At 57.1% G+C, this 23,163-nt stretch carries 24 protein-coding genes and 1 pseudogene; 8 read left to right on the top strand and 17 right to left on the bottom strand.

The window, feature by feature from the left end:
• Nucleotides 1-33: 33 nt before the first annotated feature.
• The 4 genes from RGM3321_RS26375 to RGM3321_RS26360 are packed head-to-tail and all read right to left on the bottom strand — an operon-like array spanning nucleotide 34 to nucleotide 3,989.
• A complete protein-coding gene (locus RGM3321_RS26375) occupies nucleotides 34-693 on the bottom strand; it encodes a GNAT family N-acyltransferase (RefSeq protein ID WP_244395496.1) in 660 nt (219 codons plus the stop codon).
• The gene (locus tag RGM3321_RS26370) at nucleotides 668-1,891 is read right to left on the bottom strand and encodes an MFS transporter (protein WP_244395495.1); all 1,224 of its coding nucleotides are present in this window, start codon (nucleotides 1,889-1,891) and stop codon (nucleotides 668-670) included. The genes RGM3321_RS26375 and RGM3321_RS26370 overlap by 26 nt, the downstream gene beginning before the upstream one ends.
• Nucleotides 1,892-1,934: 43 nt before the next feature.
• Entirely contained in the window at nucleotides 1,935-2,864 is a 930-nt protein-coding gene (locus RGM3321_RS26365) for a ThiF family adenylyltransferase (RefSeq protein ID WP_032660524.1), read from the bottom strand.
• Between the two features lie 15 nt (nucleotides 2,865-2,879).
• Nucleotides 2,880-3,989, bottom strand: coding sequence for an alpha/beta hydrolase (locus RGM3321_RS26360; RefSeq protein WP_244395494.1), 1,110 nt, complete (start codon nucleotides 3,987-3,989; stop codon nucleotides 2,880-2,882).
• 143 nt (nucleotides 3,990-4,132) lie between these two features.
• Between RGM3321_RS26360 and RGM3321_RS26355 the strand changes: the two genes are divergently transcribed.
• Both RGM3321_RS26355 and RGM3321_RS26350 read left to right on the top strand, forming a co-directional pair.
• Complete coding sequence (locus RGM3321_RS26355; RefSeq protein WP_244395493.1) at nucleotides 4,133-4,948, top strand: isocitrate lyase/phosphoenolpyruvate mutase family protein; 816 nt, start codon at nucleotides 4,133-4,135, stop codon at nucleotides 4,946-4,948.
• Nucleotides 4,949-5,027: 79 nt separating this feature from the next.
• Complete coding sequence (locus RGM3321_RS26350; RefSeq protein WP_244395492.1) at nucleotides 5,028-5,321, top strand: hypothetical protein; 294 nt, start codon at nucleotides 5,028-5,030, stop codon at nucleotides 5,319-5,321.
• Between the two features lie 93 nt (nucleotides 5,322-5,414).
• Here the strand turns inward: RGM3321_RS26350 and RGM3321_RS26345 are convergent.
• The 4 genes and pseudogenes from RGM3321_RS26345 to RGM3321_RS26330 all read right to left on the bottom strand — a co-directional run bounded on the left by RGM3321_RS26345 (nucleotide 5,415) and on the right by RGM3321_RS26330 (nucleotide 8,837).
• Nucleotides 5,415-6,543, bottom strand: a pseudogene (locus tag RGM3321_RS26345) (HAMP domain-containing sensor histidine kinase).
• A 132-nt stretch (nucleotides 6,544-6,675) separates the two neighbouring features.
• The gene (locus RGM3321_RS26340) at nucleotides 6,676-6,915 is read right to left on the bottom strand and encodes a hypothetical protein (RefSeq protein ID WP_244395491.1); all 240 of its coding nucleotides are present in this window, start codon (nucleotides 6,913-6,915) and stop codon (nucleotides 6,676-6,678) included.
• Between the two features lie 78 nt (nucleotides 6,916-6,993).
• The gene (locus RGM3321_RS26335) at nucleotides 6,994-7,437 is read right to left on the bottom strand and encodes a S24 family peptidase (protein ID WP_244395490.1); all 444 of its coding nucleotides are present in this window, start codon (nucleotides 7,435-7,437) and stop codon (nucleotides 6,994-6,996) included.
• Nucleotides 7,438-7,574: 137 nt separating this feature from the next.
• On the bottom strand, nucleotides 7,575-8,837 hold the full coding sequence (locus RGM3321_RS26330; RefSeq protein ID WP_244395489.1) for a M20/M25/M40 family metallo-hydrolase: 1,263 nt from the start codon (nucleotides 8,835-8,837) through the stop codon (nucleotides 7,575-7,577).
• A 354-nt stretch (nucleotides 8,838-9,191) separates the two neighbouring features.
• Between RGM3321_RS26330 and tal the strand changes: the two genes are divergently transcribed.
• Nucleotides 9,192-10,118 (top strand): transaldolase, encoded by a 927-nt coding sequence (tal, locus tag RGM3321_RS26325; protein ID WP_244395488.1) that lies wholly within the window; start codon nucleotides 9,192-9,194, stop codon nucleotides 10,116-10,118.
• Between the two features lie 87 nt (nucleotides 10,119-10,205).
• Here tal and rssC read toward each other — a convergent pair whose 3' ends face one another.
• Both rssC and rssB read right to left on the bottom strand, forming a co-directional pair.
• A complete protein-coding gene (gene rssC / locus RGM3321_RS26320; RefSeq protein WP_003315067.1) occupies nucleotides 10,206-10,691 on the bottom strand; it encodes an anti-sigma factor antagonist RssC in 486 nt (161 codons plus the stop codon).
• Entirely contained in the window at nucleotides 10,688-11,872 is a 1,185-nt protein-coding gene (rssB, locus tag RGM3321_RS26315; protein ID WP_244395487.1) for a two-component system response regulator RssB, read from the bottom strand. Before rssB ends, rssC begins: the two co-directional genes overlap by 4 nt.
• 267 nt (nucleotides 11,873-12,139) lie before the next feature.
• On the opposite strand from rssB, the gene RGM3321_RS26310 reads away from it, so the two are divergent.
• Complete coding sequence (locus RGM3321_RS26310; RefSeq protein ID WP_002552896.1) at nucleotides 12,140-12,439, top strand: PilZ domain-containing protein; 300 nt, start codon at nucleotides 12,140-12,142, stop codon at nucleotides 12,437-12,439.
• 88 nt (nucleotides 12,440-12,527) lie between these two features.
• On the opposite strand, the gene RGM3321_RS26305 is transcribed toward RGM3321_RS26310, so the two are convergent.
• Nucleotides 12,528-13,229: a VacJ family lipoprotein gene (locus RGM3321_RS26305; protein ID WP_244395486.1), complete on the bottom strand. Its 702-nt coding sequence runs from the start codon at nucleotides 13,227-13,229 to the stop codon at nucleotides 12,528-12,530.
• A gap of 198 nt (nucleotides 13,230-13,427) precedes the next feature.
• On the opposite strand from RGM3321_RS26305, the gene RGM3321_RS26300 reads away from it, so the two are divergent.
• Together RGM3321_RS26300 and RGM3321_RS26295 are read left to right on the top strand one after the other, a co-directional pair.
• Nucleotides 13,428-14,036, top strand: a complete 609-nt coding sequence (locus RGM3321_RS26300) for an HAD family phosphatase (RefSeq protein ID WP_244395485.1) — start codon at nucleotides 13,428-13,430, stop codon at nucleotides 14,034-14,036.
• A gap of 103 nt (nucleotides 14,037-14,139) precedes the next feature.
• On the top strand, nucleotides 14,140-14,409 hold the full coding sequence (locus RGM3321_RS26295) for a DUF4404 family protein (protein WP_122280301.1): 270 nt from the start codon (nucleotides 14,140-14,142) through the stop codon (nucleotides 14,407-14,409).
• A gap of 158 nt (nucleotides 14,410-14,567) precedes the next feature.
• Here the strand turns inward: RGM3321_RS26295 and queF are convergent, their stop codons facing one another.
• The 4 genes from queF to RGM3321_RS26275 form a co-directional block, all read right to left on the bottom strand.
• Nucleotides 14,568-15,398, bottom strand: coding sequence for an NADPH-dependent 7-cyano-7-deazaguanine reductase QueF (gene queF / locus RGM3321_RS26290; protein ID WP_244395484.1), 831 nt, complete (start codon nucleotides 15,396-15,398; stop codon nucleotides 14,568-14,570).
• Between the two features lie 130 nt (nucleotides 15,399-15,528).
• A complete protein-coding gene (locus RGM3321_RS26285; protein WP_244395483.1) occupies nucleotides 15,529-16,773 on the bottom strand; it encodes a lipoprotein-releasing ABC transporter permease subunit in 1,245 nt (414 codons plus the stop codon).
• A 76-nt stretch (nucleotides 16,774-16,849) separates the two neighbouring features.
• Entirely contained in the window at nucleotides 16,850-17,533 is a 684-nt protein-coding gene (lolD, locus tag RGM3321_RS26280; protein ID WP_011168252.1) for a lipoprotein-releasing ABC transporter ATP-binding protein LolD, read from the bottom strand.
• Between the two features lie 7 nt (nucleotides 17,534-17,540).
• Nucleotides 17,541-18,791 (bottom strand): lipoprotein-releasing ABC transporter permease subunit, encoded by a 1,251-nt coding sequence (locus RGM3321_RS26275; protein WP_244395482.1) that lies wholly within the window; start codon nucleotides 18,789-18,791, stop codon nucleotides 17,541-17,543.
• A 102-nt stretch (nucleotides 18,792-18,893) separates the two neighbouring features.
• Between RGM3321_RS26275 and RGM3321_RS26270 the strand changes: the two genes are divergently transcribed.
• Together RGM3321_RS26270 and RGM3321_RS26265 are read left to right on the top strand one after the other, a co-directional pair.
• On the top strand, nucleotides 18,894-19,481 hold the full coding sequence (locus RGM3321_RS26270; protein WP_244395481.1) for a PilZ domain-containing protein: 588 nt from the start codon (nucleotides 18,894-18,896) through the stop codon (nucleotides 19,479-19,481).
• A gap of 71 nt (nucleotides 19,482-19,552) precedes the next feature.
• The gene (locus RGM3321_RS26265) at nucleotides 19,553-20,275 is read left to right on the top strand and encodes a glycerophosphodiester phosphodiesterase (protein ID WP_244395480.1); all 723 of its coding nucleotides are present in this window, start codon (nucleotides 19,553-19,555) and stop codon (nucleotides 20,273-20,275) included.
• Between the two features lie 42 nt (nucleotides 20,276-20,317).
• Here RGM3321_RS26265 and sthA read toward each other — a convergent pair whose 3' ends face one another.
• Together sthA and RGM3321_RS26255 are read right to left on the bottom strand one after the other, a co-directional pair.
• Nucleotides 20,318-21,712, bottom strand: a complete 1,395-nt coding sequence (gene sthA / locus RGM3321_RS26260) for a Si-specific NAD(P)(+) transhydrogenase (protein WP_058409715.1) — start codon at nucleotides 21,710-21,712, stop codon at nucleotides 20,318-20,320.
• 166 nt (nucleotides 21,713-21,878) lie between these two features.
• Nucleotides 21,879-22,862, bottom strand: coding sequence for an FAD:protein FMN transferase (locus tag RGM3321_RS26255; protein ID WP_244395479.1), 984 nt, complete (start codon nucleotides 22,860-22,862; stop codon nucleotides 21,879-21,881).
• Between the last annotated feature and the right edge of the window lie 301 nt (nucleotides 22,863-23,163).

Here is a 23,163-nt window from a genome sequence, read left to right as displayed (position 1 = left end):
TCATGCCTGCTTCCCTTGCCCAGAAAAATTAAACTACGCTCGCGCCATGATGTAATGGCCCAGGCTTTTCTCGGGCCCGTAAAATATCGACAGCATGTCCTTGATGTCCAAATGCAGAACCGTACACTCTGACGTTTCATGCAACTCGTCTCGAAAGCGAATGTTCAAGTCACGGAACCCCATGTGGGCCAGTGCTTTTATCGGTGTGTGCGGTGTATCGATAAAACAATTGGCAAGGACGTCGTAGTTTTTATCTTTCAGGCAATACTGCAAAGCCGCTTTTACCAAGGCAGCAAAAATACCGTAGGGGTAAGCCGAAAATATCTGATCGCGGTGCCTGGCCGGAACCATGAGTCGCGCACATTCGATCAGCGCGCCTTGCGCGGTTGCCCGTATCCCGGAAATATCGGCAAAGTTGTCGATGGGCAGACCTTGGTCCCCATCGATAATCATGCGCATGACCCCCACGGCGGCTCCCTCTTCGTCAGTGGCGAGCAGGTAGACCGAGTTGGCATGGTAGCGATCATTGCGAGGATCGGTGTCATCCCCGTCCAGCCAACCTAACTCCTCGCTGTACACTTCCTGCCAAACAGCCTTGACCAGGGCGAGTTCGATATCAGAGTTTGCAAGTAACACGTTACCTTTGAAATCCTTCGACGTGGCTTCGTCAAAGGACAGTGTCGATTCGTTCATGTTGTGCATTCCATAGCGTGTAGGTATAGGAAACTGCCATTATTGAAACAATCATTGCGACTGCACTGATGACACCTACGACGGGCGCTTCAACGAACTCGAGAAGTGTTCCCAGCAGGAAAGAACCTATCGGACTGCCCCCCATGAAAAACAACATCAGTAACGCTAACACCTGAGCTTTATTGCCTGAAGGGGCATTTTCCTGAATCAGCGTCTGCCCCATGCTGAGGGCAATACCGCCCAGAAACCCCCAACTCAATACCCCTAAAAACAGAATCCACTCTGTGAGCACGGACGGGATAACCGCCAGTAGTAACGACGCGAGCAGGCAGGAACTGATCAGTGCCCGTAATTTGTTTTCTATCCCGCCCTTGACGGTCAAGACAATGACGGAAGCGATCAACCCGACCATAAACACGATATTGAACAGCGCCAACAACGAGGCCTCGTACCCCGGCAACCGGGAAATATGTAGGGGCAGCATGACGAAAAACGAGCCCAGAAAGAACACACCGATCAGGCCGTTCAATAACAGTACCGGGAAGATGACCGGGTGCTGAATGGAAAACCGCAGTGCGGTACTGGTTTCAGCGATCAGGCCGGAATGAGGCTTGCTGGGCGTGGTCACCGAAATATAAGAGGCGGCCAGGGACGACATCCCGAACAGAAGCGACAACAACAAGAACATCAGACCGACGCCCACCTGCGGTGCAAAACCTCCAATGGCGAAACCCACCGTCTGAATCCCGAACTCAATCCCGATGTTTATAGTGACGATCTTTTGCAACTGTTTCTTGCCCAGTACATTCAAGTAAAGTTCTCTGGCGGGCGCACAAAAGGCCGACAGCACGCCAAAAGCCAACGCATACACCAGCACGTTGGCGTAGGTTATTGCGGACTGGTAACTCCAGACGGCGAAGACCAATGCCGTCAGCGCGCCACCCAGGTACACGCAGACCAATAACCTGCGCACCGGTTTGCGATCGGCAACATAACCGCCATAGATCACCAGCAGCAGCACCGGCAACATCAGGCACATCTGGGCGATGCCAAATTGAAAGGCCGATGCATGAACGACGCTGATCAGTACCCAGGGCAGAAATACGCTTTGTATTCCCACACAAATGAACCACAGACTGGAGGCCAGGAGGAACCTGGAAATATTGTGCCGTTCCTGAGTATCGAGCACTTCGTTCACGGCGCCGTCCTCAAAGGGCTGGCCCCAATCGGGGCCAGCTGGTTCAATTGACATTGAAGTGTTTGCGATGCTCCTCGGGGTTTGCCCACGTGCCGTCGAATTCATAAATACCGTTGTCGAACGTAGAGCCGTCGAACCAGTAATACTTGGGCATGGGAGGAAGTTCGGTGCTGTACGGTGCGCCCTCCAGGTCGCAAAGCATCAGCGCTGAACGACAGAGAATCAGGTAATGCGAGGCCGTCGGTGCCACGGAAAGAATAGGCACGTTTCCTGTCTCTTTCATCCAGCTGAAAATATCGGGAATGCTCGGAAAACGAGGCTGATAAGAGGCCTGGAGCATGACCAGCCTTTCGACCAGTTCAGGTGTCATCTGCGCCTCTTCCGGAATATCGTAAAAATCCTCCAGCGTCAGACCTGCCTTATCGAACTTGTAGATGTTCGCGCCCCAACCGACCACCGAGGATGCCAATAAGCCTTTGCACCTGGCTGAGTGACGGTACGCCCTGTGCAGTGCATAGCGCTCGGCAATGCTGTAGAAGTCCATTTGATCCAGCACCAGATCACAGTCCTCCACAAACGCTTCAGCGGTGTGCTTCTGTATACCCTCAGGAAACACATCAACGCTCACGTCACCCGCCAGCCGGTGAACCAGCTCGGCAACTACCAATGCCTTGTTACGACCGACGGTTTCCACTGAAGCACCGAACTGTCGATTGATATTGCTGATTTCAAAAGAATCGGGATCGGCAATTTTGATATGCCTTACCCCCAACCGTGCCAGACCGAGGGCCACGGCACCGCCAATACCCCCTGCGCCTGCGACGCCGACAACAGCATTGGAAAGCTTACCCTGATTGGCCATCTGCTCCAGTTTCGAATTGCCGAGAAAACAACCGCTGCGTGAAACCCGCTCGTTGTATACCTGCTCGTCGAAAACGCCTGGAAATTTAACAATGCGTGCTTTCTTCAACATGATCTGCTCCTTGCTTTAGTTGCGGCCGCCGCAAAAACTACAGGCCAGTGACAATCGGTTATATGAGCCTTCCAGAAAAACCCGTACCTCGCGATAGAGTTCGAATTGCTTTTTTTCAAATAACATGGCGTGGGTGCCTTTATCGATCAGCACGTACCGTTTACTGGAAGCATTGCTCAGGTGTGTGTACAGCCAGTCGATATCCGCCGCGGTGGTCAGCACATGATCATAATCACCGCGTGTGATTAACACAGGCACCGTGATTGTGGCAGGGTCCCAATACACGCCATGCCAGGCATCGTAGATATCCTGGGCAAAGCCTCCGGGTACTTTAATCATGTTCTTTTGATGCGCTCTTTCCAACGCCGCATCACCGGGCCAGTTTTTTATAAACCCTTGTTCAAGCTGCGTCTGGGTGCCCGCCGGACGGTCTTCTTCTATCATGGACAATCGCTTGTCGACCGGAATCTCATAAAAGCTCTTGTCGGGTCTTTCGGCACTGCCGAACAAGCCTCGGACAATCTCCGGGCTTGTGGTATCACGCCGGACGATGGGCGAGTTGAACACGACCTTGTCCACTTTTTCGCCGTGCGCGCTCAGGTAATACCCCACCGGTATCGCGCCCCTGGACGTGGCGATAATCGTCAGTTTTTTAGCACCGGTAAACTTCAATACATAGTCGACGGCGGCATCAATCACGGGCACCAGACTTTTGGCATTGCCCACCGATTCACCGTTGGCGTGTGGACTGGCCTCGCGCATTTCCGAATAATCATCAGAACGACCATACCCCGGCAGGTCCACCACCCAGGCCTCGCGTCCTGAATTGGCGACGTCTTGGGCCCAGGAATAACCGTCTATGGCGTACCCGGCCGAGAGATTACCTGAAATGGTTGCACCATGAATAAACAGAACAACTTGTGACTCTTTCATTGTTTGAGTGTGGGTCCCTTTCGGCGAATCACGCCAGAGGGCCATTTTCATCGCGTCAGTTTTTAGCGTGACGGTATGAACTTCCACACCGTCTATATTTGCGGCTGAACTGGCAGGCAGTGGCGCCGCGCTCACCATTAAGGCGGTGGTACAGGACGCAATAAACAACGCAGCAGAAGCAATCCTTTTCATCAGTCGACGTCCTTGCGATAAAGTGGATAAAAGCATTCCACAGGGGCTGCTTGTTGTCTGTTCAAACTTTTTTAAGCCCCTTCACTTTTTTTTAATCATGCGTGCTGCGAAGAGGACTATGCTTGGCCATTCAGGGAGGCGCTATGAACACCAGCCAGGCATTCAGAAAGTTACATGAACGCGATCAGTTATTCGTCATGCCCAATGCTTGGTGTGAGGGAAGCGCGCGCCTCATTCAGCAGTTGGGCTACGCCAGCCTCGGCACCACCAGCGCGGGGATTGCCTATGCACAGGGCTACCGCGATTCATCTCCCTCGATGAACAATGAAGATCGCTTTGCGGCGATTGAGCGCATCGTTCGGGCAGTGGACATACCCGTGACGGCAGACCTGGAGAACGGTCTGGCGAAAACACTGGGGAAGGTCGAGGAGCATTTCAGAAGAGCCCTGACCGTCGGCTGCGCCGGTGCGTCCATTGAGGATATATCCGACTATCATGACCCGAACACCCCGCTGTATTTCTCCATCGAAGAATCGTGCGATCGGGTACGCGCTGCGAGTGAGGCCGCCCACGCGCTCGATGCCGATTTCATGGTTACCGCCAGGACCGACTATCTGCTTGGCGCGCACGAGTATTCGTTGACCGAGGTTATTAAACGGCTGGTCGCATTTGAAGAAGCTGGAGCCGATTGTCTGTTCGCACCCGGCGTGAAATCGATAGAGGACGTTGAGACCATTCAGGGATCGCTCAGCAAACCTCTCAATGTGCTGCCTGTTTTCGGTATGACGATTGACAGACTCAGGACAGTCGGCGTTCGCCGGGTCAGCCTGGGCAGCTCGCTGTTTCGTAACGCCTACCGGCAGATCTCAACTGTTTTACTTGGATTGGAAGAACCAGAGGGACTGGATTTTCTACAATCGGGACTGAGTCTGAATCAGCTCGATGAAGTGATGCGTTAGCCAGGATCGAGTGTTTGCATGGAGCATACATGTGATATCCGATAGAACCCGAAATCCCGTTATTGGTCTCGAGAACGGCGTGACGATCAACCGTAGATCCTTTCGTCTGGCTTGGCGGACGCTGAGGTTTGGTAAAGCAGAGCAGTTGGCAACTGAGATGGCAGGCGTTGAAAACTTACCCGTTTCAACGACAGGTCTGGCGACGGTACTGAGCCCGGCCATGCGGCTTTTTGACGGATGTGCAGACATGGGTCTATGGGACGATGATGCGTATGACCTGTTGATCATTCGTCTCCCCCCCGACGGCAGCAGATCGGATACCTACAGGCATCTCATCCGTGTGGCACGTCAGGGTGTGATTATCCTGCGCTGACTTTCACGCCATGACGGGCGCGTTATCAGGGACAGGCAGCTCTGATCCGAATGCTCTTCAGTTGCCTCGCAACTCTATCGCCGCTACGCGACCTCACTCCGATTTCAACGGAATAATCACCGCAAACGTAGTCCCCAGATCCGCTTTCGACGTCACCTCGATATGCCCGCCGTGCGCATCGACAATCCTGTCGACGATGAACAGGCCCAGCCCCAGGCTTGAATAAGGTCCGTTGTCGGTCATCTTTTCGGGTGAGTAACGGTCCATCGGGTTGAAGATGAACGGAAGCACGTTTTCGGGAATCGGGCTGCCGGTGTTGTGGACGGTAAAGCGGAGCTCGCTTTCCGAGACAGCCAGCGTCACTTCGACGGGATCGCTGCTATTGCCGTGCTGTATGGCGTTGCCGATGAGGTTGGAGAAGACCTGCTCCAGGCGATCGCCATCGAAGCGGCCAATAACCGGGTCGTCTGAAGTCAGGCGAATGTCTGCTTCCGGGTGGACCGTACTCGACTCTTCAACGATCCGCGCGCAGATGGGTCGCACGTCTATTTCGGTCTTTTTCAGCGGGATGCCGGGACCGATCTGTGAGCGCGTGAAGTCGAGCAGGTCGCCGACGATCTGGTTGGCCCTTTTCACGCTGGAATAGATCCTCGATGCCACCTTGGTTGGCCGCGCGCCAAGATCATGGGTGCGCAACAACACGTCGGCACCCAGCAGTATCGCGCTTAGCGGGGTGCGCAAGTCGTGCCCGAGGATGCCCAGAAAGATGTTGCGTGACGCCTGGATCGCGCTGGTATAGCTGGAGATAGACTCGGCAAGAGCCTGATCTATTGCTTCGTTGAAACGGATCATGTCCTCGATCTGCTGTTGAGTGTCCAGCGCCTCTCGCGACATCCACTGCTTGATCACGCTCGCCCATAATGCCCGAAACTCCGAGACCACCTGATCGATGGTGAAGCCCGACATCAATCGAGTGATCGCGTGGCTTTTTCGCTGCGGTCTGTTCATTTGACACACCGTGGCCCTGCGATTTGTCGACCTGTTGTTGCAACGACTGATCCGTTTCCAGATCAGTGGCGATAGCCCGCAGCATTCGCTCGACATGGTCCCTAAGCTCTGCGGTATCCAGAGGCTCGCCTAGCGTGGACAGGGTGCGTGCAAAATCGGTCCATTCGCGCACGATAGGCTCGATGTTGTCGAGGATGAAGCCTGATAACCGCATAGCCATTCAAACCTGAACGTGAGCCCGCTGATTGCAGATTCGTAGGGTGAGCCGGGAACCCGTCCCGATCAAGCGGACAGATAACGTCTGAAGTAAAGTTCACGCCGTCAGGGGGATAGCGGAATACCGAATCTAATCGGCAAGTGCCTGTAAACGAGCTTGAACTGCGTCGTCGAAAATGATGTACAGCGCTTCGGCATCGGCTGGACGCAGCTTTCTGCTGGTCTCCAGACCATGAATGTATTCGATCTGCAACGCCGCTTCGGCTTCCACGTCGGCGCGGGTGCTGGTTGCGTCGAGCGCTCTCACCAGATCACTGATTGCTCCCTGTACAGGCTTGGGGAGCCGTAACGGGTCAAGTCGTTCTTGCATGCGCTCGGTATTCCGGTAAAAGCCATAGAGTGGGCAGCAGATCACGCAGCGGCGTGCAATGCAAGGACATGCGTCTGTTCATCGATGAGCTGATGATGCAGCGCGGCCCTCCAGCAGGTTTTTCAGGCTGTAGGTCACCACGCCCAGGATGATCAGGTCATCGTTGTCGGTGACATGCAGAGGTGGGTAATCCGGGTTTTGCGATTCCAGAATCACCACATCGCCGCGCATGTGCAAACGTCGGCAGATCTGCCGTGCATTGAGCGAGGCAACGACGATGTCACCGTGCTCGGCGTACTGGCTGCGGTCGACCACCAGCATATCCCCGCTGCACATGCCGCCCCCTTGCATGCCTTGGTCTTCGATCCTGGCCAGGTAGGCGTGCGGCTCACGGACCTCACAAAGCTCGGCGATGGAAACATGCTTCTCGACCACTGGCGATCTGGAGCCAACGGACGACAGCGATATGAACGGGAGTTTGATGCACCCTGCCGACAACGGGCCAAGGAAGGTAACACTCATGAGGCGAGCCTTTTCTGATTAACTGTATACATATACAGTTAATCGTTTATCGGTGGTCAGGTCAATCGCAATGCCAGATACCTCGACAGATGGCGCGGACCGAAGACCACGCCTTTCAGCGCTCACCTAACAGGCCATCAGGGCGTTGCATCACCCTTCGACAACTGCGTAATCAACGCCACGGTCAGGTAAAGCCTGGGGGCGATGCTCGATAATTCGATGTATTCATCGTCGGCATGCAGGCCGGCACCGACCACGCCCATAGTTTCGAGCACCGCAGGCTTTGCACTGCCCGGCACGTAGGCATAGCCAGCGTCGGTACCGAAACGCATGGCAATCGGCTCCAGAGTGCGGCCGGTTTTCTGGTAAAGCGTCTGCGCGGTTTTCGCCAACTGGTCGGAGCCGGGATTTCTGGCCAGCGGCGGCCGGCCTTTTTCCATTCGCAAGGTCACTTCGGTGCCATCTACCAGCGTCTTCTTCACGATCTTTTGTCCGTCAGCCAGTACGCGATCGCTCTCGCTGAGGTCGGAATAGCGCATGTCCGCCTCGGCCGAAGCGCTGGATGGAATGATGTTGCGCTTCTCCCCGCCCTTGATCAGCGTCCAGTTAACAGTGGTGCCTTTGCCCGGGTCGCCGAGGTCCTTGAGCTGCAGCAGTTGGTGCGCAAGCTCGATGGCCGCATTGCGCCCGGCCTCCGGCGCGGAGCCTGCGTGTGACGACTTGCCTTTGACATCGAGAATCAGGCCATTGATGCCGTTGGTGGCAACGGTAATGGCATCCTTGTCAGGCGGCTCGAACGAAAACACGTAGTCATGCTGGCGGGCGAGTTCGGCGATGACTTTTTTCGAGCCGCTGGAGCCGGTCTCCTCGTCCGGGTTGAAGAGCACAGTGAGCGTGCCGAACGCCTTGAACCGCTCATTCTGCAACAGTTGCAGCGCGTGCAGAATCATCGCTATGCCGCCCTTGGCGTCTGCCACGCCCGGACCATAGGCGCGCTCGCTGTCGAGCCTGAAGGGACGCTTGGCGGCGGTGCCCGGCCCGAACACTGTGTCGTAGTGAACCATCAACAGAAAAGACCGTGTGCCGGTGCCTTTGAAGGTACCGACAATATTGTCCCCCGCCGAAGGCTCTGCCGGCGTGGTGGAGACTTCTGCGCCCAGCGCCTTGAGACGTTCGACCAGCATTGCGCTGACGGTCTTCAGCCCGGGAGCCTGGCCGGTGCCTGTATCGACATCAACGAGCTGGCGGACAGTGTCGAGGTAGGCCGGTTGTTCGGCCTGGGCTTTTTTCAGCAACTGATCGGGTGACAGCTCGGCGGCGTTGGCAACCATGGAAAACACGCCCATGGACACCAGGGAAAGTCCGATTACGGCAGTGATGGGGAAGCGTCGTGAATGCATGCTGGTTCCTTCAGATGATCGCGAGTTGAACAGCATCTTTACCCCAATGCGCCGCTTGACGCCACCGGCCAGACCGGTTGCGAGACCGGCTTAATCTCAAGGCAAATGTCTGCTGCCAGAGGCCCGATGGCCTGATAGGCCCGTCAATCGCGCAGCGCACAGGCCGCTGGGCAGAGGTTAAATTCATATCAAGGGAACAAGCAGTGCGTGCGAGGCTCAAAAACAGTCTCGACAAAGGTATTCACGACAATGCCGTCCCTCAGGGCCTATCATCGGTAGCAGTAAACGCTGCGGCCTTGAGTGGTTGGCAGCGCTCGGGTAATGTCATCCAACCGCACAGGACAGAGCACGCTCATGACTTCCAAGCTGGATCAACTCAAGAAATTCACCACCGTTGTTGCTGACACCGGCGACTTCGGCGCAATCAAGAGCCTCGAACCCGAGGACGCCACCACTAACCCTTCCCTGCTGCTCAAGGCCGCTTCCGACGCAAACAACGCCAAGATGCTGGGCGAAGCGTTCGACGGTAGCAAGGGCGACATCGGCCTGGCCTGCGACCGCTTTGCAGTCGCCATCGGTCAGGAGATTCTCAAGGTGGTTCCGGGCCGCGTATCCACTGAAGTGGACGCACGCCTCTCGTTCGACACCAACGCCCTGATCGAGCGCAGTGAGCGTTTGATCGGTCTGTACGACGCCGCTGGCATCAAACGTGACCGGGTGCTGATCAAACTGGCCGCCACCTGGGAAGGTATCCGCGCAGCTGAAAAGCTCGAGAAGGATGGCATCCAGACCAACCTGACCTTGCTGTTCTCCTTCGCCCAGGCAGTCGCCTGCGCCGAGGCCGGGGTGTTCCTGATTTCGCCGTTCGTGGGCCGTATCTACGACTGGTACAAGAAGTCGACAGGCACCGACTACACCGGCGCAGAAGACCCGGGCGTGCAGTCGGTATCGCGCATCTACAACTACTACAAGGCCAACGACTTCAAAACCGTGGTCATGGGGGCGAGCTTCCGCAATCTGAACCAGATCGAACAGCTGGCGGGTTGTGATCGCCTGACCATCAGCACCGACCTGCTCAAGAAGCTGGCTGAAGATACCGGCACGCTGGAACGCAAGCTTGCACCGGGCAATGCCGGTGAGGCTCACCAGAGCCTCACTGAGAGCCAGTTCCGCTGGGCCTCCAATGAAGATGCCATGGCCACTGAAAAACTGGCTGAGGGCATTCGGCAGTTCGCTCGCGATCAGGAAAAGCTGGAAGCGTTGCTCTCCGCAAAAGCCTGATAACGAAAAAGGCGACACCTTCACGGGTGTCGCCCTTTTTGCTGCCTGCCGTTCGGTGATCAGAAGGACAGAAGCCATTAATGGTGCCTAGCGCTGACCTTCCAGTGCATTGACCAGATCATGGAATGCTTCACGATTCGAGTCGTTGAGGCCCATGAGGATCTTGTGTGCCTCAAGCACCTTGGCCTTGACCACTTCCTCACACTGATCCTGCGACGGCAGGTCAGTCAGGCACTCAGGCCGCGGCAGAGGCCGGTCAACGATGTTGAACACCTGATCGAAGCCCATCGACTGCAACAGGCGCGTGATGTCCTCGTGAGTGGTCACGAGAGTCGGCAACAGCCCGACCTTCTGACGCGACAGGATCGAAAGTTTGGCCAGCAAGCCAAGCGTGGTGCTGTCAATGCTGCGCGTCTCGGTCAGGTCGATGACCACCGCCGAGAAATTCAGCGCAGTGAAGATGCGCTCGATAGTCGCATCCAGAGCCGAACACAGCGTCAACCGCACTTCACCCACGAACTTGAGAACGAAGGTGCCTTCCTGCTCGGCGAACTGGATTCTACCGGTACTCATTCAAGATTCCTGCTTAACACTAACAAGGCGATATCATCCGGCATCTCCCCTAGCGTTGCCAATTCAAAAACCCGCTGCAAGCCATCCAGGCTGCCGCCAGCCGCCTTGACCAATTCGGGAAGGACGGCTTCTTTCTCTCTGAGTGTATCACCGGGTAACAAGTCCAGTATGCCATCAGACAACATGGTCAGACTGAAGGACTCGGGCAGATCGATTTCGTGATCCTGATAGGTGGCCTCGTTGAACAATCCGACCGGAAGCCCACGGCCTTCCAGATAATGCGCCTGCCCTTCGGAATACAACACAGGCAATGGCAGATGACCACCCACGGCGTACGTCAGTTTACCTGACTCTTCATCAATAACACCGCCGACCATCGTAACGTGCTTGCCCAGTTTGCAACTGATGAGGCCACGGTTGATATGCCCCAGCACATCAGACGGCTTGAATTCCGGAAGCGTGCCGCCACGCTTGGACTCGAACAGCAGCCGAGTGGTCATGAACTTCAGCAGCACGGTGATGAACGCCGATGACGCACCATGCCCTGAAACATCGGCCAGATAGAAGGCGACGCGCCGTTCGTCGACCCTGAAATAATCGACAAAATCGCCGGATAGATACAACGACGGAATGATCTGGTGCGCGAACTTGAAGTCGTCAATCGACCACGGGGTGATCGGCAACATGTTCATCTGCACTTGCCGACCTGCGTCCTGGTCTTCCTGCAACAGGTGAAGACTGGCTTCGAGTTCGCGATTGGCCTTTTCCAGCTTTTCGCGGTAGACCTGGTTTTCAGTGAGCAGACGAGCCCTGTCCAGTGCCCGACGCACTGAATGCTCCAGCACGGCAAGATCTTCAAGGGGCTTGATCAGATAATCGGCAGCGCCGAGGCGCAAGGCCTCTACCGCATCGCTCATCACGCCCGCACCGGATACAACGATGACAGGCGTCTGCGGAGCAATGGCGGTGACCTGACGGATCAGCTCAAGCCCGCCCATCTGAGGCATGCGCAGATCGCAGACCACCAGATCGGGGTTCTCTTGCTCGAACATCTGAATTCCCTGCAAGCCATTACTCGCTTGCAGAACGCTGAAGCCACTGTCTTCAAGGTAGGCGGCAAGGCTCGCGCGCACTACGTCGTCGTCATCGATAATCAGCAGCTTGGCACTGGTTTTTGGCATGGGGGCAAACGGCGCCAGATCAGGTTGGCGTAGGCGGCCCGGTGTTTCCGGAACCAGCTTACTGGATTCGCTTCTAGCCTCTCCGTAATAACACGCGACAACTGGATGTGCATGGCGTGTTTCAGAGGTGCCCTTCAAGGCGCAGACGGTACTCCCATCCGACGGGTGTTTCAAGCATGCTCCTATCCTCACTCTGCGCTCTTTACATCGCAAATCACCCGGAGTTATAAGAACTCACAAATCAGCAACTAAAACGAAGGACTGTACATGAGCGGAAATGATCGCAACTACGAGGAAAAGCGGGATTACATCCGCATGCGCGTCGAAGCAGACGTCAACCTGATCCACGCGGGCCAGGTGATTCCCGCCGTATGCATTGACCTTTCCAGTTCGGGCATGCAGGTCCAGGCACCACGCTCATTTCAGGTCGGGGACAAGCTTAGCGTGAGCATTGACTCTGATCATCCTGCGCTTAAGGGACTTGAGGCCGAAACCGAGGTGGTGTGGGTCAATGACGAAGAAGGCGGCGGACAGAAACTGGGGCTTTCCATCGTCTCGATGCGCTGACCCGCAGGCGGAATTACTTCACACTTTCGAAAAATAATAAAGGCGACCCAGGGTCGCCTTTATTAGTCATGCAGATGCAAAGTGTCGATTAAAAATCGTCTTCGACCTTTCCGTCCTTGACTTTGAACTCGCGGTTCTGCAGGTAAGCGTTACGGATGAACGTGTAACGATCACCGCTGACCATACGCTCGGCAGACAGCAGGCTGGCACGTGTATCGATCAGATTCACGGCCAGCGCCGTATTACGGGTCGGCACATGATCGATGTAGCGGTACGGAGACGTGTAGGTGTCCGGGTATTTCGCGAAGGCATCACGCACGGTGCTTGGACCCAGCAGCGGAATCACCACGAACGGGCCGCTCGGCACCCCCCAGTAGCCCAGTGTCTGGCCAAAATCTTCATCGTTGCGTTGCAGGCCCATGCGGGTACCCACGTCGATGAAGCCCAGCAGGCCGAAAGTGGTGTTGACGATCAGTCGCGCGGTGTCGACACCGGCCGCTTCAGGCTTGGCTTGCAGCACGTTGTTCGCCAGATTGCCGACATCGCCGATGTTGTTGAAGAAGTTATGGACACCGTCTTCGACGAATTGCGGCGCGATGTACTGATAACCCTTCGCCAGCGGCTTGAGCGTGTAAGCGTCGAGGGTATCGTTGAAGCTGAAAATGGAGCGGTTGATACCTTCCCACGGATCGTCCTCAGCGGCCTGAACGGCTACCGGAACCAGCGCCATGCCTGCACACAGGGACAATTGCATCAAACGTTTGATAAAGCCTGCACCGGTCACGGGCATAGCTGACACTCCTGATCGAGATATCGAAATAATGACGCGGGTGCTACGCCCCACACGCTAGGACAGGGAGTATAAAGCCTTCTGTCATGAATAAGGCAGGTCTGTCAGCAAAGGGTTCCGGATAAACCCCGTCATCGCACATTCATCCAAGTGTCACAAAATACCGGTAGCGTTTCTGGATATTTCAGAGAGATCCTCATGCTCGCGCCGGTCCTTACGCCCCTGCCAACCTTCCCCGCCTTGCTGTTCGGCCTTAGCGGCTGCCTGGTGGACTTTGGTGCGCAGGCCGCGAACTCGCTTGTACCAGGCCATGAGCATGCGCAGCTCACACCTGGCGCAAAGGATATTCTGCGGACTCTGCGTGATCAGGGAATGCCTTGCGCCTGGCTTGACGAACTGCCTGAAACCGTCAGCACTACGCTGGCCGAGCCAGTAAGTGACTGGATGATTCCCGCCCCTCGCCCAACCGCCAAATGGCCCGCCCCGGATGCTTGCTGGATGGCGCTGATGGCCCTCAAGGTCAGCCAGCTGGACGGCTGCGTGCTGATCTGCGGCGACCCGCGCTTGCTACAGTCCGGGCTCAATGCCGGGCTGTGGACCATTGGCCTGGCGTCTTGCGGGCCATTGTGCGGACTTTCGCCTTCGCAGTGGCAAACGCTGAGTAACGCCGAACGCGAACAGCGACGCGCGCAGGCCACGCTCAAACTCTATTCGCTGGGAGTACACTCGGTCATTGATCACCTTGGCGATCTGGAGTCCTGCCTGGCCGATATCGCATTACGCCGCAGCAAAGGTGAAAAACCTTGATACACATGCAGCCAGGCACTGACTGGATTAGTCTTGAGTGATCATGGACCTTTAGCTCTTCGGCGAAGTCCATGAGACAGACTTATCAATCAAGGAGCACGTCATGCCCGCCCGCGAACTGCAAGAACAACTCACTACCCTGCGCGAGCAACTGGAGCATAACCCGCCACTTTCAGAGTCTGAGCGGGAAAACCTGCACGAACTCATGCAACAAATCGAAACTAAAATTCAGCTGGAACACGCCACCCATGAACAGGACAGCAGTCTGGCTGACGGCGTGAACCTGGCCGTCGAGCGTTTCGAGCTGGAGCATCCGACCATCGCTGGCACCTTGCGCAACATCGTGCAGACGCTGGGCAATATCGGAGTCTGATGGGGAATGCCGCTCTGCTGGCTCTGCGTAAGGCCGCTGATGCGCGGTGCGACGCAGAGCGTCACCCGATGCATGCCCACACACCTATCGTTCCTCACGCTCCGCGTGGGAATGCCGTTCCGGACGCTCTGCGTCCACGCCCTTGGCGGCAGAAGCTACTACTGCCGCGCCAGCCTGCGATTGTTCACGTCCAGCGTTTCTGTGCTGCGATACGGGTTGATATCCAGACCACCGCGGCGCACGTAGCGCGCATATACGGTGAGCTTCTCCGGCTTGAGCAAACGCTGCAGGTCGAGGAAGATTCTTTCCACACACTGCTCGTGAAAGTCCGAATGCTGGCGGAAGCTGACGATGTAAGCCAACAGGCTGCTGTGATCCAGCGCCGCCCCGCGATACTCGACCACTACACTGCCCCAGTCGGGCTGGCTGGTGACCGGGCAGTTCGATTTGAGCAAATGACTGTGCACACTTTCTTCGATAATTTGCGACTCATCGCAGCGCAGCAGCTCTGGCTGAGGGCGATCATAGCTACTGACCGTGATATCCAGATCGTCGATGCAGGCGCCCGGCAAAGCAGCCACACCCTCTCCTTCAATGTCGCTCAGGCTGCGAATGCGCACGCCAACCGGCTTGCCGGCCGCAGCTGACAGATCCTGTTCAAGGGTTGCCTGCACCTGTTCAACAGTGGCGAAGGCGGTCTGATTCAACGAGTTGAGGTACAGCTTGAAGGACTTCGATTCGATGATGTTCGGCGAATCGGCCGGAATGCTGAACTCGGCAATGGCCACCACCGGTTTGCCGGATGGCAGCAGCCAGGACAACTCGTAACAATTCCAGAAATCGACACCCTGATAAGACAGCGTCTGAGCCGTCAGCCCAAGCTCCGCCCATTTTGCAGCACGGGGGATCGGGAACAGCAAAGACGGCGTATAGGTGGCGATGTACTCACTGGACTTGCCCAGCGGCGAGTGTTCGGCTGCGGGATGCATGGCGATACCTGGATCGTGAATTAACGCGGCGAGTTTATAGCGTTTGCCTGGGGCTTTCAGCGAAAATCCGCTCTGCCCCGCTACCCTCGCAGGCCGCCCTGCGGCCTCGACGAAGGTGACTCAGGCCCTGTCACTCGTAACGCAGTGCGTGCGCTGGCTGGATCTGCGCGGCGCGCCACGCGGGGTAGATGGTCGCCAGAAAGCTCAGGATAAACCCGGCACTGCAGATCAACAGCACATCACCGGCCTGCAGTTCGGAAGGCAGGTTGCTGATGAAGTACACATCGGAACTGAAGATGTGCTGGCCGCTGACCCGCTCGACCCAGCCCACCAGGCTGCTGACGTTCAGCGCCGCAATAATCCCCAGGATGCCGCCGATCAAGGTACCGACGATGCCGATGACGGTGCCCTGAACCACGAAGATCGCCATGATCTGCCGCGGTGTGGCGCCGATGGTGCGCAGGATGGCGATGTCTGCGCCCTTGTCGTTGACCACCATGATCAGCGTGGCAATGATGTTGAACGCTGCCACGGCAACGATCATCAGCAGCAACAGACCGATCATGGTCTTTTCCATCTTCATGGCGCTGAACAGGCTGCCCTGGGTGTGGGTCCAGTCATCGGCGCGATAGCCCTCACCCAGACCGGCGGCAATGGCGGTGGACACCTGGGGCGCCTTGTACAGATCCTTGAGCGCGAGTCGCACACCTTGAACCTGATTGGGCTGCCAGCGTTGCATCTGCGCCGCATCGGCAATGTTGATCAAGCCCATCGAACCGTCGAGCTCGGCACCGACCTTGAAAATACCCACGACGGTCAGACGTTGCAGGCGCGGCGTGATGCCGCCCGGCGCGCTGCTGACTTCCGGTACGATCAGGGTCAGTTTGTCGCCGATGCTCAAGCGAAAGCGGCGCGCGGTTATATCGCCAAGTACCACACCAAATTCGCCCGGCTTGAGGTCTTCAAGACTTCCTCGTGTAATGTGCTGAGTGACAATCGACACTTCATGCTCCAGCGCCGGGTCAACGCCGCTGATCTGGATCGGCTGCATCGAGCCCTTGTAGGAAAGCATGCCTTCCATGTCGGTAAACGGTACAGCAGCGGTGACTTCAGGATTTTTCAACGCAGCGTCGGCCAGCGGTTTCCAGTCATCCACCGGTGTGGCACCCGCGATAACCGCATGCGGCACCATGCCCAGGATCCGCGAACTCATTTCCCGCTGGAAACCGTTCATGACCGACAGCACCACGATCATCGCCAGCACACCGAGTGCCAGCCCGATCATCGAAGTCATCGAAATGAACGAGATGAAGCTTTTGCGGCGTTTGGCGCGGGTATAGCGCATGCCGATGAAGATGGGTAACGGTCTGAACATTCGCGAAGCACCGTGGGAAAAAACACCGTATAAAAACGTAGAGCCCGACGCGATGAGTTGCGCCGGGCCGGGTCAATCAGGCCTCGACGAGGCGACCGTCTTCCAGACGCAGGACGCGGTCCATTTGTCTGGCAAGGCTCATGTCGTGGGTCACGATCAGAAACGCCGTGCGCGACGACGTGCTCAACTCACGCATCAGGTCCTGAATGCCCTGCGCGGTGTGGTGATCGAGGTTGCCGGTTGGCTCGTCAAGCATCACCAGACCGGGCTGGTTGATCAGTGCACGAGCAATGGCTACACGCTGCCGCTCACCACCGGAAAGCTCCGAAGGCTTGTGCGCCAGACGATGGCCGAGGCCGACACGTTCGAGCAACGCGGTGGAACGTTTGCGGGCCTCGGGTATCGCCGTACGGCCGATCAGCAAGGGCATGCAGACGTTTTCCAGCGCCGTGAATTCGGGCAGCAAATGGTGGAACTGGTAGACAAAACCCAACGCGCGATTACGCAGCAGGCCACGCGCCTTTTCGCCCAGCGCCGATAATTCTTCGCCCGCCAGCCAGACGCTGCCTTCGGACGGTGTGTCCAGGCCGCCCAGAAGGTTGAGCAAAGTACTTTTGCCCGACCCCGAACTGCCGACAATCGCGACCCGCTCACCGGGATGCAGTTCCAGTTGCAGACCGGACAACACCACGACCGACTCCGGGCCTTCCTCGTAGGATTTACCCAGGTTGCGGCAACTCAATACTGCTTTATCAGACATGCCCGACTCACTCATAACGTAACGCCTCCGCCGGCTGGGTGCGCGCAGCACGCCAGGCGGGATACAGGGTGGCGAGGAAACTCAGGACCAACGCCGCACCGCTGACCTGGAACACGTCCTGGGCCATCAGCTGCGAAGGCAGGTAATCAATGAAATAGACGTCGGCGTTGAGAAACTTGTGGCCGATCAGCCCTTCCAGCGCAGCGATGGCAGCGCTGACGTTAAGCGCTGCAAGAATGCCCAGCGCAGCGCCGATAAGCGTGCCGACCACACCGATCACCGTGCCCTGCACCATGAAGATCGCCATGATCTGCCGTGGTGTCGCACCCAGTGTGCGCAAAATGGCGATATCGCCCTTCTTGTCATTGACCACCATCACCAGCGTGGAAATGATGTTGAATGCCGCAACCGCCACAATCAGCAGCAGCAACAGGCCAATCATGGCTTTTTCCATGCGGATGGCCTGATAGAGGTTGCCGTGGGTGCGTGTCCAGTCACGGGAATAGAAATTGTTTTCGCCCAGCTTCTGGGCGATTTCCCACGAGGTGCGCGGCGCTGCAAACAGATCGTCGAACTTGAGTCGCAAACCCTGCACCTGATTGGGCTTCCAGCGGTGCAGACGAGCCAGGTCATCAAGGTTGGTCAACCCCAGGAAGCCGTCGATTTCGCCAGCGCCGACATGAAAGATACCGGTCACCTCGAAACGCTTCATGCGCGGGAACATGCCGGCAGGCGTGACAGTTACCTCAGGCGCGACAAAGGTTAGCTTGTCGCCGACCACGACGCCCAGTTTGGCAGCCGCCTTGTCGCCGATCATGATGCCGAAACTGCCGGGAGACAGGCTGTCGAGCTGGCCCTGCTTGATGAAGTGGTCAATGATCGAGACCTTGCGCTCCTCGGCCGGGTCGATGCCATTGAGCAGCACCTTCTGAACCTTGCCGTCATGGGTCAGCAACCCCTGCATCTGGGTGAATGGCGCGACGGCCAGCACCTGCGGGTTTTCCTGAACCTTCGCGGCCAGGCCACGCCAGTCAGTGATCGGGTCAGCCGATTCGATGGTCGCGTGTGGCACCATGCCGAGCACGCGGGTACGCATTTCGTGATCGAAGCCATTCATCACCGATAACACGACTATCATGACTACCACGCCGAGGGCGAGGCCGATCATGGACGTCAGAGAGATGAACGAAACAAAATGGTTGCGTCGCTTGGCACGTGTGTAGCGCGTGCCGATAAATACAAAAAGAGGTCTGAACATGTAGGAATTTGTTCGCAGGAATGAGGACGTCCATGTGGCGGGCCTTGACGTGCAGCTTTACACTCGAAACTCTCAGACCACCGCCGCTAGCTTGGGTTCGCCATGTCGACATTAGATGAAGCAGGACGCCGCGAATACTACCGTATCGACGACAGCGTCGCACTGGAAATTAACCCGCTGTCTGGTGCCGACCAGGCAAGTCAGGACGCCATGCAGGACACCTCGACACTGTTCGACCTGCTCAGCGAGCTGCACGTCAGCGAGTTCGAATCGCAGCATTTGATGCGCCAACTCGACGAGCGCGACCGGGTGCTGAACAGTTTTCTCAAGTCGCTGAGCAAGCGTATCGACCTGCTGGGCGAAGTGGTTGCACATACGGCACTGGGCAAACTGGGCGCTCCGCAGCCGGTAAAACTGTCCGAAGGCGGCATTCAATTCAATTCGCAACAAGGTTTTGCCGTGGGCGAACAGCTGTCGCTCAAGATGGTGCTGATGCCCCAGGCAGCAGGGCTGATGCTGCGCGCCAGGGTCAGCCAGTGCGATGCACGGGCAGATGGCGGTTTTGACATCAGCACCGACTTCGTCAACCTGCCGGACGCTCAACGCCAATTGCTCGCACGTCACGTGTTGCAGCGTCAGGCTCAGCATCGACGTCAGGCCCTTGAACAGGGTCAGCCATCCGGCAATTGAGTTTCCGGGATGCTTCGTTTCACCTCATCATTTCATATCAGCAGTGGGTGCCTTAACGGCCAGGAGTAAACGTGACCCTTATCTACGGCCACCGCGGCGCCAAGGGCGAAGCACCGGAAAACACCCTGGTAAGCTTCCAGGAATGCATCAAGCACGGCGTGCGCCGCTGTGAACTGGACCTGCATCTGTCACTGGACGGAGAGTTGATGGTCATTCACGACCCGACCCTCAAGCGCACCACCGACCGACGCGGCAAGGTCAATGAGCATCTGGCCGCCGACCTGATGACCTATGACGCGCGCAAAGGTGGCCCCGGCTGGGTCTCGCCCTGCCCTATTCCGCGCCTTGAAGAGTTGTTCGAGCAATGCGATTTCGAGCACTGGCAACTGGAAGTCAAAAGCGCTTCGCGCACCCGCGCCGCCAACACCGTGTTGGCCATTCGTGAAATGGCTCAGCGTCATGGCTTGCTCGACAAGGTCACCATCACCTCCAGCTCTCGTGAAGTACTGCGCGCCGCCCTCGACCTGACGCCGGACATCTCGCGCGGGCTGGTGGCCGAGTACGCCTGGCTCGACCCGTTGAAGGTCGCGCAAAGCTACGGCTGTGAGATTCTGGCATTGAACTGGACACTGTGTACCCCGGAGCGCCTGCACAAAGCACAGCGTCAGGGCCTGCATGTGTCTGTGTGGACGGTCAACGAGCCTGCACTGATGCGCAGACTCGCTGATTTCGGCGTCGACAGCCTGATTACAGACTTTCCCGGTTTGGCCACCGCCACGCTCGGGAGTCGCTGAAATCGGTCTCCCCGGCCGGCTCAGGCCACCGGCCGGAGTCGCTTAAAAAAGCCGGTTGAGGCCGTCGTATGCCGCTACCCGATAGGCTTCGGCCATGGTCGGGTAGTTGAACGTGGTGTTGACGAAGTACTTCATGGTGTTCGCTTCACCCGGCTGGCTCATGATCGCCTGACCGATGTGCACGATCTCGGACGCCTGGTCACCGAAGCAATGCACGCCCAGCACTTCCAGCGTCTCGCGGTGGAACAGAATCTTCAGCATCCCGACCCGCTCACCGGAAATCTGCGCACGCGCCATACCCTTGAAGAACGCCTTGCCCACTTCGTACGGCACCTTGGCCTGGGTCAGCTCGTGCTCGTTCTTGCCGATCGAACTGATCTCCGGAATAGTATAGATCCCGGTCGGTACGTCGTTGACATAGCGCCAGCTGCCGTTGTCGACCATGCTGCCGGCCGCCGAGCGGCCCTGATCGTAGGCAGCACTTGCCAGACTTGGCCAGCCGATGACGTCGCCTGCGCCATAGACATTGGAAACGCTGGTGCGATAGTTCTCGTCCACCTCGATCTGGCCACGACCGTTGGCCTTGAGACCAATGTTTTCCAGCCCCAGCTTGTCGGTGTTGCCGGTACGGCCATTGCACCACAGCAAAGCATCTGCCTTGATTTTCTTGCCGGACTTGAGGTGCAGGACAACGCCGTTATCCAGACCTTCGACCTTCTCGTATTCTTCGTTGTGGCGAACCATCACGTTGTTGTTGCTGAAGTGATAACTCAATGCCTGAGAGATTTCCGAATCCAGGAAGCTCAGCAACTGGTCACGGTTATCCACCAGCTCGACCAGAACACCCAGACCACTGAAGATCGAGGCGTATTCACAGCCGATCACGCCCGCGCCATAAATGATCAGCTTACGCGGGGTATGGCCCAAGCTGAGAATGGTATCGCTGTCGTAAATGCGCTTGTGACTGAAATCGATGTCGGCCGGACGATAGGGGCGCGAACCGGTGGCGATGATGATCTGGTTGGCCACCAGCTTTTCGACTACGCCGTTGGAGCAGACCACGTTGACACTGGTCTCGTCGGCAAAGCTGCCGGTGCCGAAGAACACATCGACACGGTTGCGGGCGTAGTAACTGGTGCGCGAGGCCACCTGCTTGGAAATGACCATTTCGGCGTTTTTCAACACATCCGGAAACGAAAACCAGCGCGGCTCGCCAATGGCCCGGAACATCGGATTGGTGTTGAACTGAATGATCTGCTTGACCGAGTGACGCAGAGCCTTGGACGGAATGGTGCCCAAATGGGTGCAGTTACCGCCCACTTGCCGACGGCTGTCGACCATGGCGACCTTGCGCCCCGCCTTGGCGGCGTTCATTGCCGCGCCTTCTCCGGCAGGGCCGGAACCCAGTACCACTACGTCGTAGTTGTAGACAGCCATGCGTACTCCTTTAAACAGACCGAGGCGCCACTCTGGCATCTCTGGCTAAATCACGCGGCGCAGTCTAGCGCTGCACCGAGGCGGCGAACATTAACCCTTGGTCGCGTCGAAGGCCAATTTTTGTCTGTGCAGGGTGGAAAGTGACCGGAACATCCGGCATCTTGACTTACTGCGGCCGCTCCACCGCCAGACGATCAAACGACGCGTTGCTGCGGATGATAAAGCGCTTATCGGCACGAATCACAAAAAAAGCAGGGATTTTATGTTCTTGCGCATAATCCCAACCGCGCTGCGGGCCGAGAATCAACAGCAGGGAAGACAGACCGTCAGCCATCAGCGCCGAGGGATGAATGACCGTCACAGACGCCAGGCTGTGGCTGATCGGCTTACCGGTCAAGGCATCGAGCGTATCGGAAATGCGCCACCCGTCATGGTCGACGTAACGACGATAGTCGCCCGATGTAGACACGGCGTAGCCCTTCAGCGGAAATACTTTTTGCGTGACAGTGCCATCATCGAGTGGCTCGTCCAGCGTCACTCGCCAGGGCGAGCCGTCGGGCTTGAGCCCGCTGACTTTCAGTTCACCCGTGGCTTGCACCAGATAATCGTGCAACCCCAGCTTTTCCATGCGCTCGCTGATGCGATCTACCGCATAACCGGCGGCAATACTATTGAGGTCCACTTGCACAGCGGCGCTTTTGCACAACTTTTGCCCGACGACGCGCAGACCACGATAGCCCACCGTCGCTCGAGTGCGGGCCAACTGGCGCACCAGCGGCATTTGCTCAAACAGTGCATGAGCGCCCAGCCCCCAAAGGTCCATCAGCGGCTTCACCGTCAGGTCGAAGGCACCATCACTGTCCCGTGACAGCTGCTCGCCAACACCGATCAGTTTCAAAACCGGTTCGGGCATGGTCTGACAGCTATTGGCAGGCAATGCATTGAAAAGCTCGATATCCGAGTCACTGCGCCAAAGCGACATCTGTTGATCGACTTCGGCCAGAATCGATTCGATCTGCGGGCGCACGACCTCAGGTTCAGGCTGCCCGGAGGCGCGCACGTATACCACTGAATAGTGACTGCCCATGGCCGGCCCGCCAAAGCTCTCCAGCTTGCGTTCCTGACCGCAACCAGCACACGCCAGCAGCATCAGGCACCCTGCAACCCTGCAAAACCCACGCAAACTCATGCCCCGCACTAAAAAAACCATTCAGAATGACTTGCCTTCATTGGCAAACAAGACAGAAAACCGTCCATAGCGGCCCACTCGGACCAGGACCAGGCCTCACCCATACGAGGTCGACCAAAGTATTAAGTGGTCAGTGTCGGGCTTATGGTTCCCATACGGCATGTCTGTTCATCCGGTTTCATCTATTTGATAAGCCGTGCACGCATCGACCGGTCATACCTGTCAAGCGTCTGTTAAGTGATAGCAAATCGCCGAAACGGTT

The organism is Pseudomonas sp. RGM 3321 (assembly GCF_022836805.1).
Taxonomy (GTDB): domain Bacteria; phylum Pseudomonadota; class Gammaproteobacteria; order Pseudomonadales; family Pseudomonadaceae; genus Aquipseudomonas.
Note: the sequence above shows the minus strand (reverse complement) of the source record. Positions and strands in the feature narration are given on the sequence as shown.

Excerpts from the sequence above, each read along its gene's own strand:
- RGM3321_RS26375 (WP_244395496.1), bottom strand. The coding sequence starts at position 693 with ATGAACGAATCGACACTGTCCTTTGACGAAGCCACGTCGAAGGATTTC.
- RGM3321_RS26365 (WP_032660524.1), bottom strand. The coding sequence starts at position 2,864 with ATGTTGAAGAAAGCACGCATTGTTAAATTTCCAGGCGTTTTCGACGAG.
- RGM3321_RS26360 (WP_244395494.1), bottom strand. The coding sequence starts at position 3,989 with ATGAAAAGGATTGCTTCTGCTGCGTTGTTTATTGCGTCCTGTACCACC.
- RGM3321_RS26355 (WP_244395493.1), top strand. The coding sequence starts at position 4,133 with ATGAACACCAGCCAGGCATTCAGAAAGTTACATGAACGCGATCAGTTA.
- RGM3321_RS26340 (WP_244395491.1), bottom strand. The coding sequence starts at position 6,915 with ATGCAAGAACGACTTGACCCGTTACGGCTCCCCAAGCCTGTACAGGGA.
- RGM3321_RS26335 (WP_244395490.1), bottom strand. The coding sequence starts at position 7,437 with ATGAGTGTTACCTTCCTTGGCCCGTTGTCGGCAGGGTGCATCAAACTC.
- RGM3321_RS26330 (WP_244395489.1), bottom strand. The coding sequence starts at position 8,837 with ATGCATTCACGACGCTTCCCCATCACTGCCGTAATCGGACTTTCCCTG.
- tal (WP_244395488.1), top strand. The coding sequence starts at position 9,192 with ATGACTTCCAAGCTGGATCAACTCAAGAAATTCACCACCGTTGTTGCT.
- rssC (WP_003315067.1), bottom strand. The coding sequence starts at position 10,691 with ATGAGTACCGGTAGAATCCAGTTCGCCGAGCAGGAAGGCACCTTCGTT.
- rssB (WP_244395487.1), bottom strand. The coding sequence starts at position 11,872 with ATGCCAAAAACCAGTGCCAAGCTGCTGATTATCGATGACGACGACGTA.
- RGM3321_RS26310 (WP_002552896.1), top strand. The coding sequence starts at position 12,140 with ATGAGCGGAAATGATCGCAACTACGAGGAAAAGCGGGATTACATCCGC.
- RGM3321_RS26305 (WP_244395486.1), bottom strand. The coding sequence starts at position 13,229 with ATGCCCGTGACCGGTGCAGGCTTTATCAAACGTTTGATGCAATTGTCC.
- RGM3321_RS26300 (WP_244395485.1), top strand. The coding sequence starts at position 13,428 with ATGCTCGCGCCGGTCCTTACGCCCCTGCCAACCTTCCCCGCCTTGCTG.
- RGM3321_RS26295 (WP_122280301.1), top strand. The coding sequence starts at position 14,140 with ATGCCCGCCCGCGAACTGCAAGAACAACTCACTACCCTGCGCGAGCAA.
- queF (WP_244395484.1), bottom strand. The coding sequence starts at position 15,398 with ATGCATCCCGCAGCCGAACACTCGCCGCTGGGCAAGTCCAGTGAGTAC.
- RGM3321_RS26285 (WP_244395483.1), bottom strand. The coding sequence starts at position 16,773 with ATGTTCAGACCGTTACCCATCTTCATCGGCATGCGCTATACCCGCGCC.
- lolD (WP_011168252.1), bottom strand. The coding sequence starts at position 17,533 with ATGTCTGATAAAGCAGTATTGAGTTGCCGCAACCTGGGTAAATCCTAC.
- RGM3321_RS26275 (WP_244395482.1), bottom strand. The coding sequence starts at position 18,791 with ATGTTCAGACCTCTTTTTGTATTTATCGGCACGCGCTACACACGTGCC.
- RGM3321_RS26270 (WP_244395481.1), top strand. The coding sequence starts at position 18,894 with ATGTCGACATTAGATGAAGCAGGACGCCGCGAATACTACCGTATCGAC.
- sthA (WP_058409715.1), bottom strand. The coding sequence starts at position 21,712 with ATGGCTGTCTACAACTACGACGTAGTGGTACTGGGTTCCGGCCCTGCC.
- RGM3321_RS26255 (WP_244395479.1), bottom strand. The coding sequence starts at position 22,862 with ATGCTGCTGGCGTGTGCTGGTTGCGGTCAGGAACGCAAGCTGGAGAGC.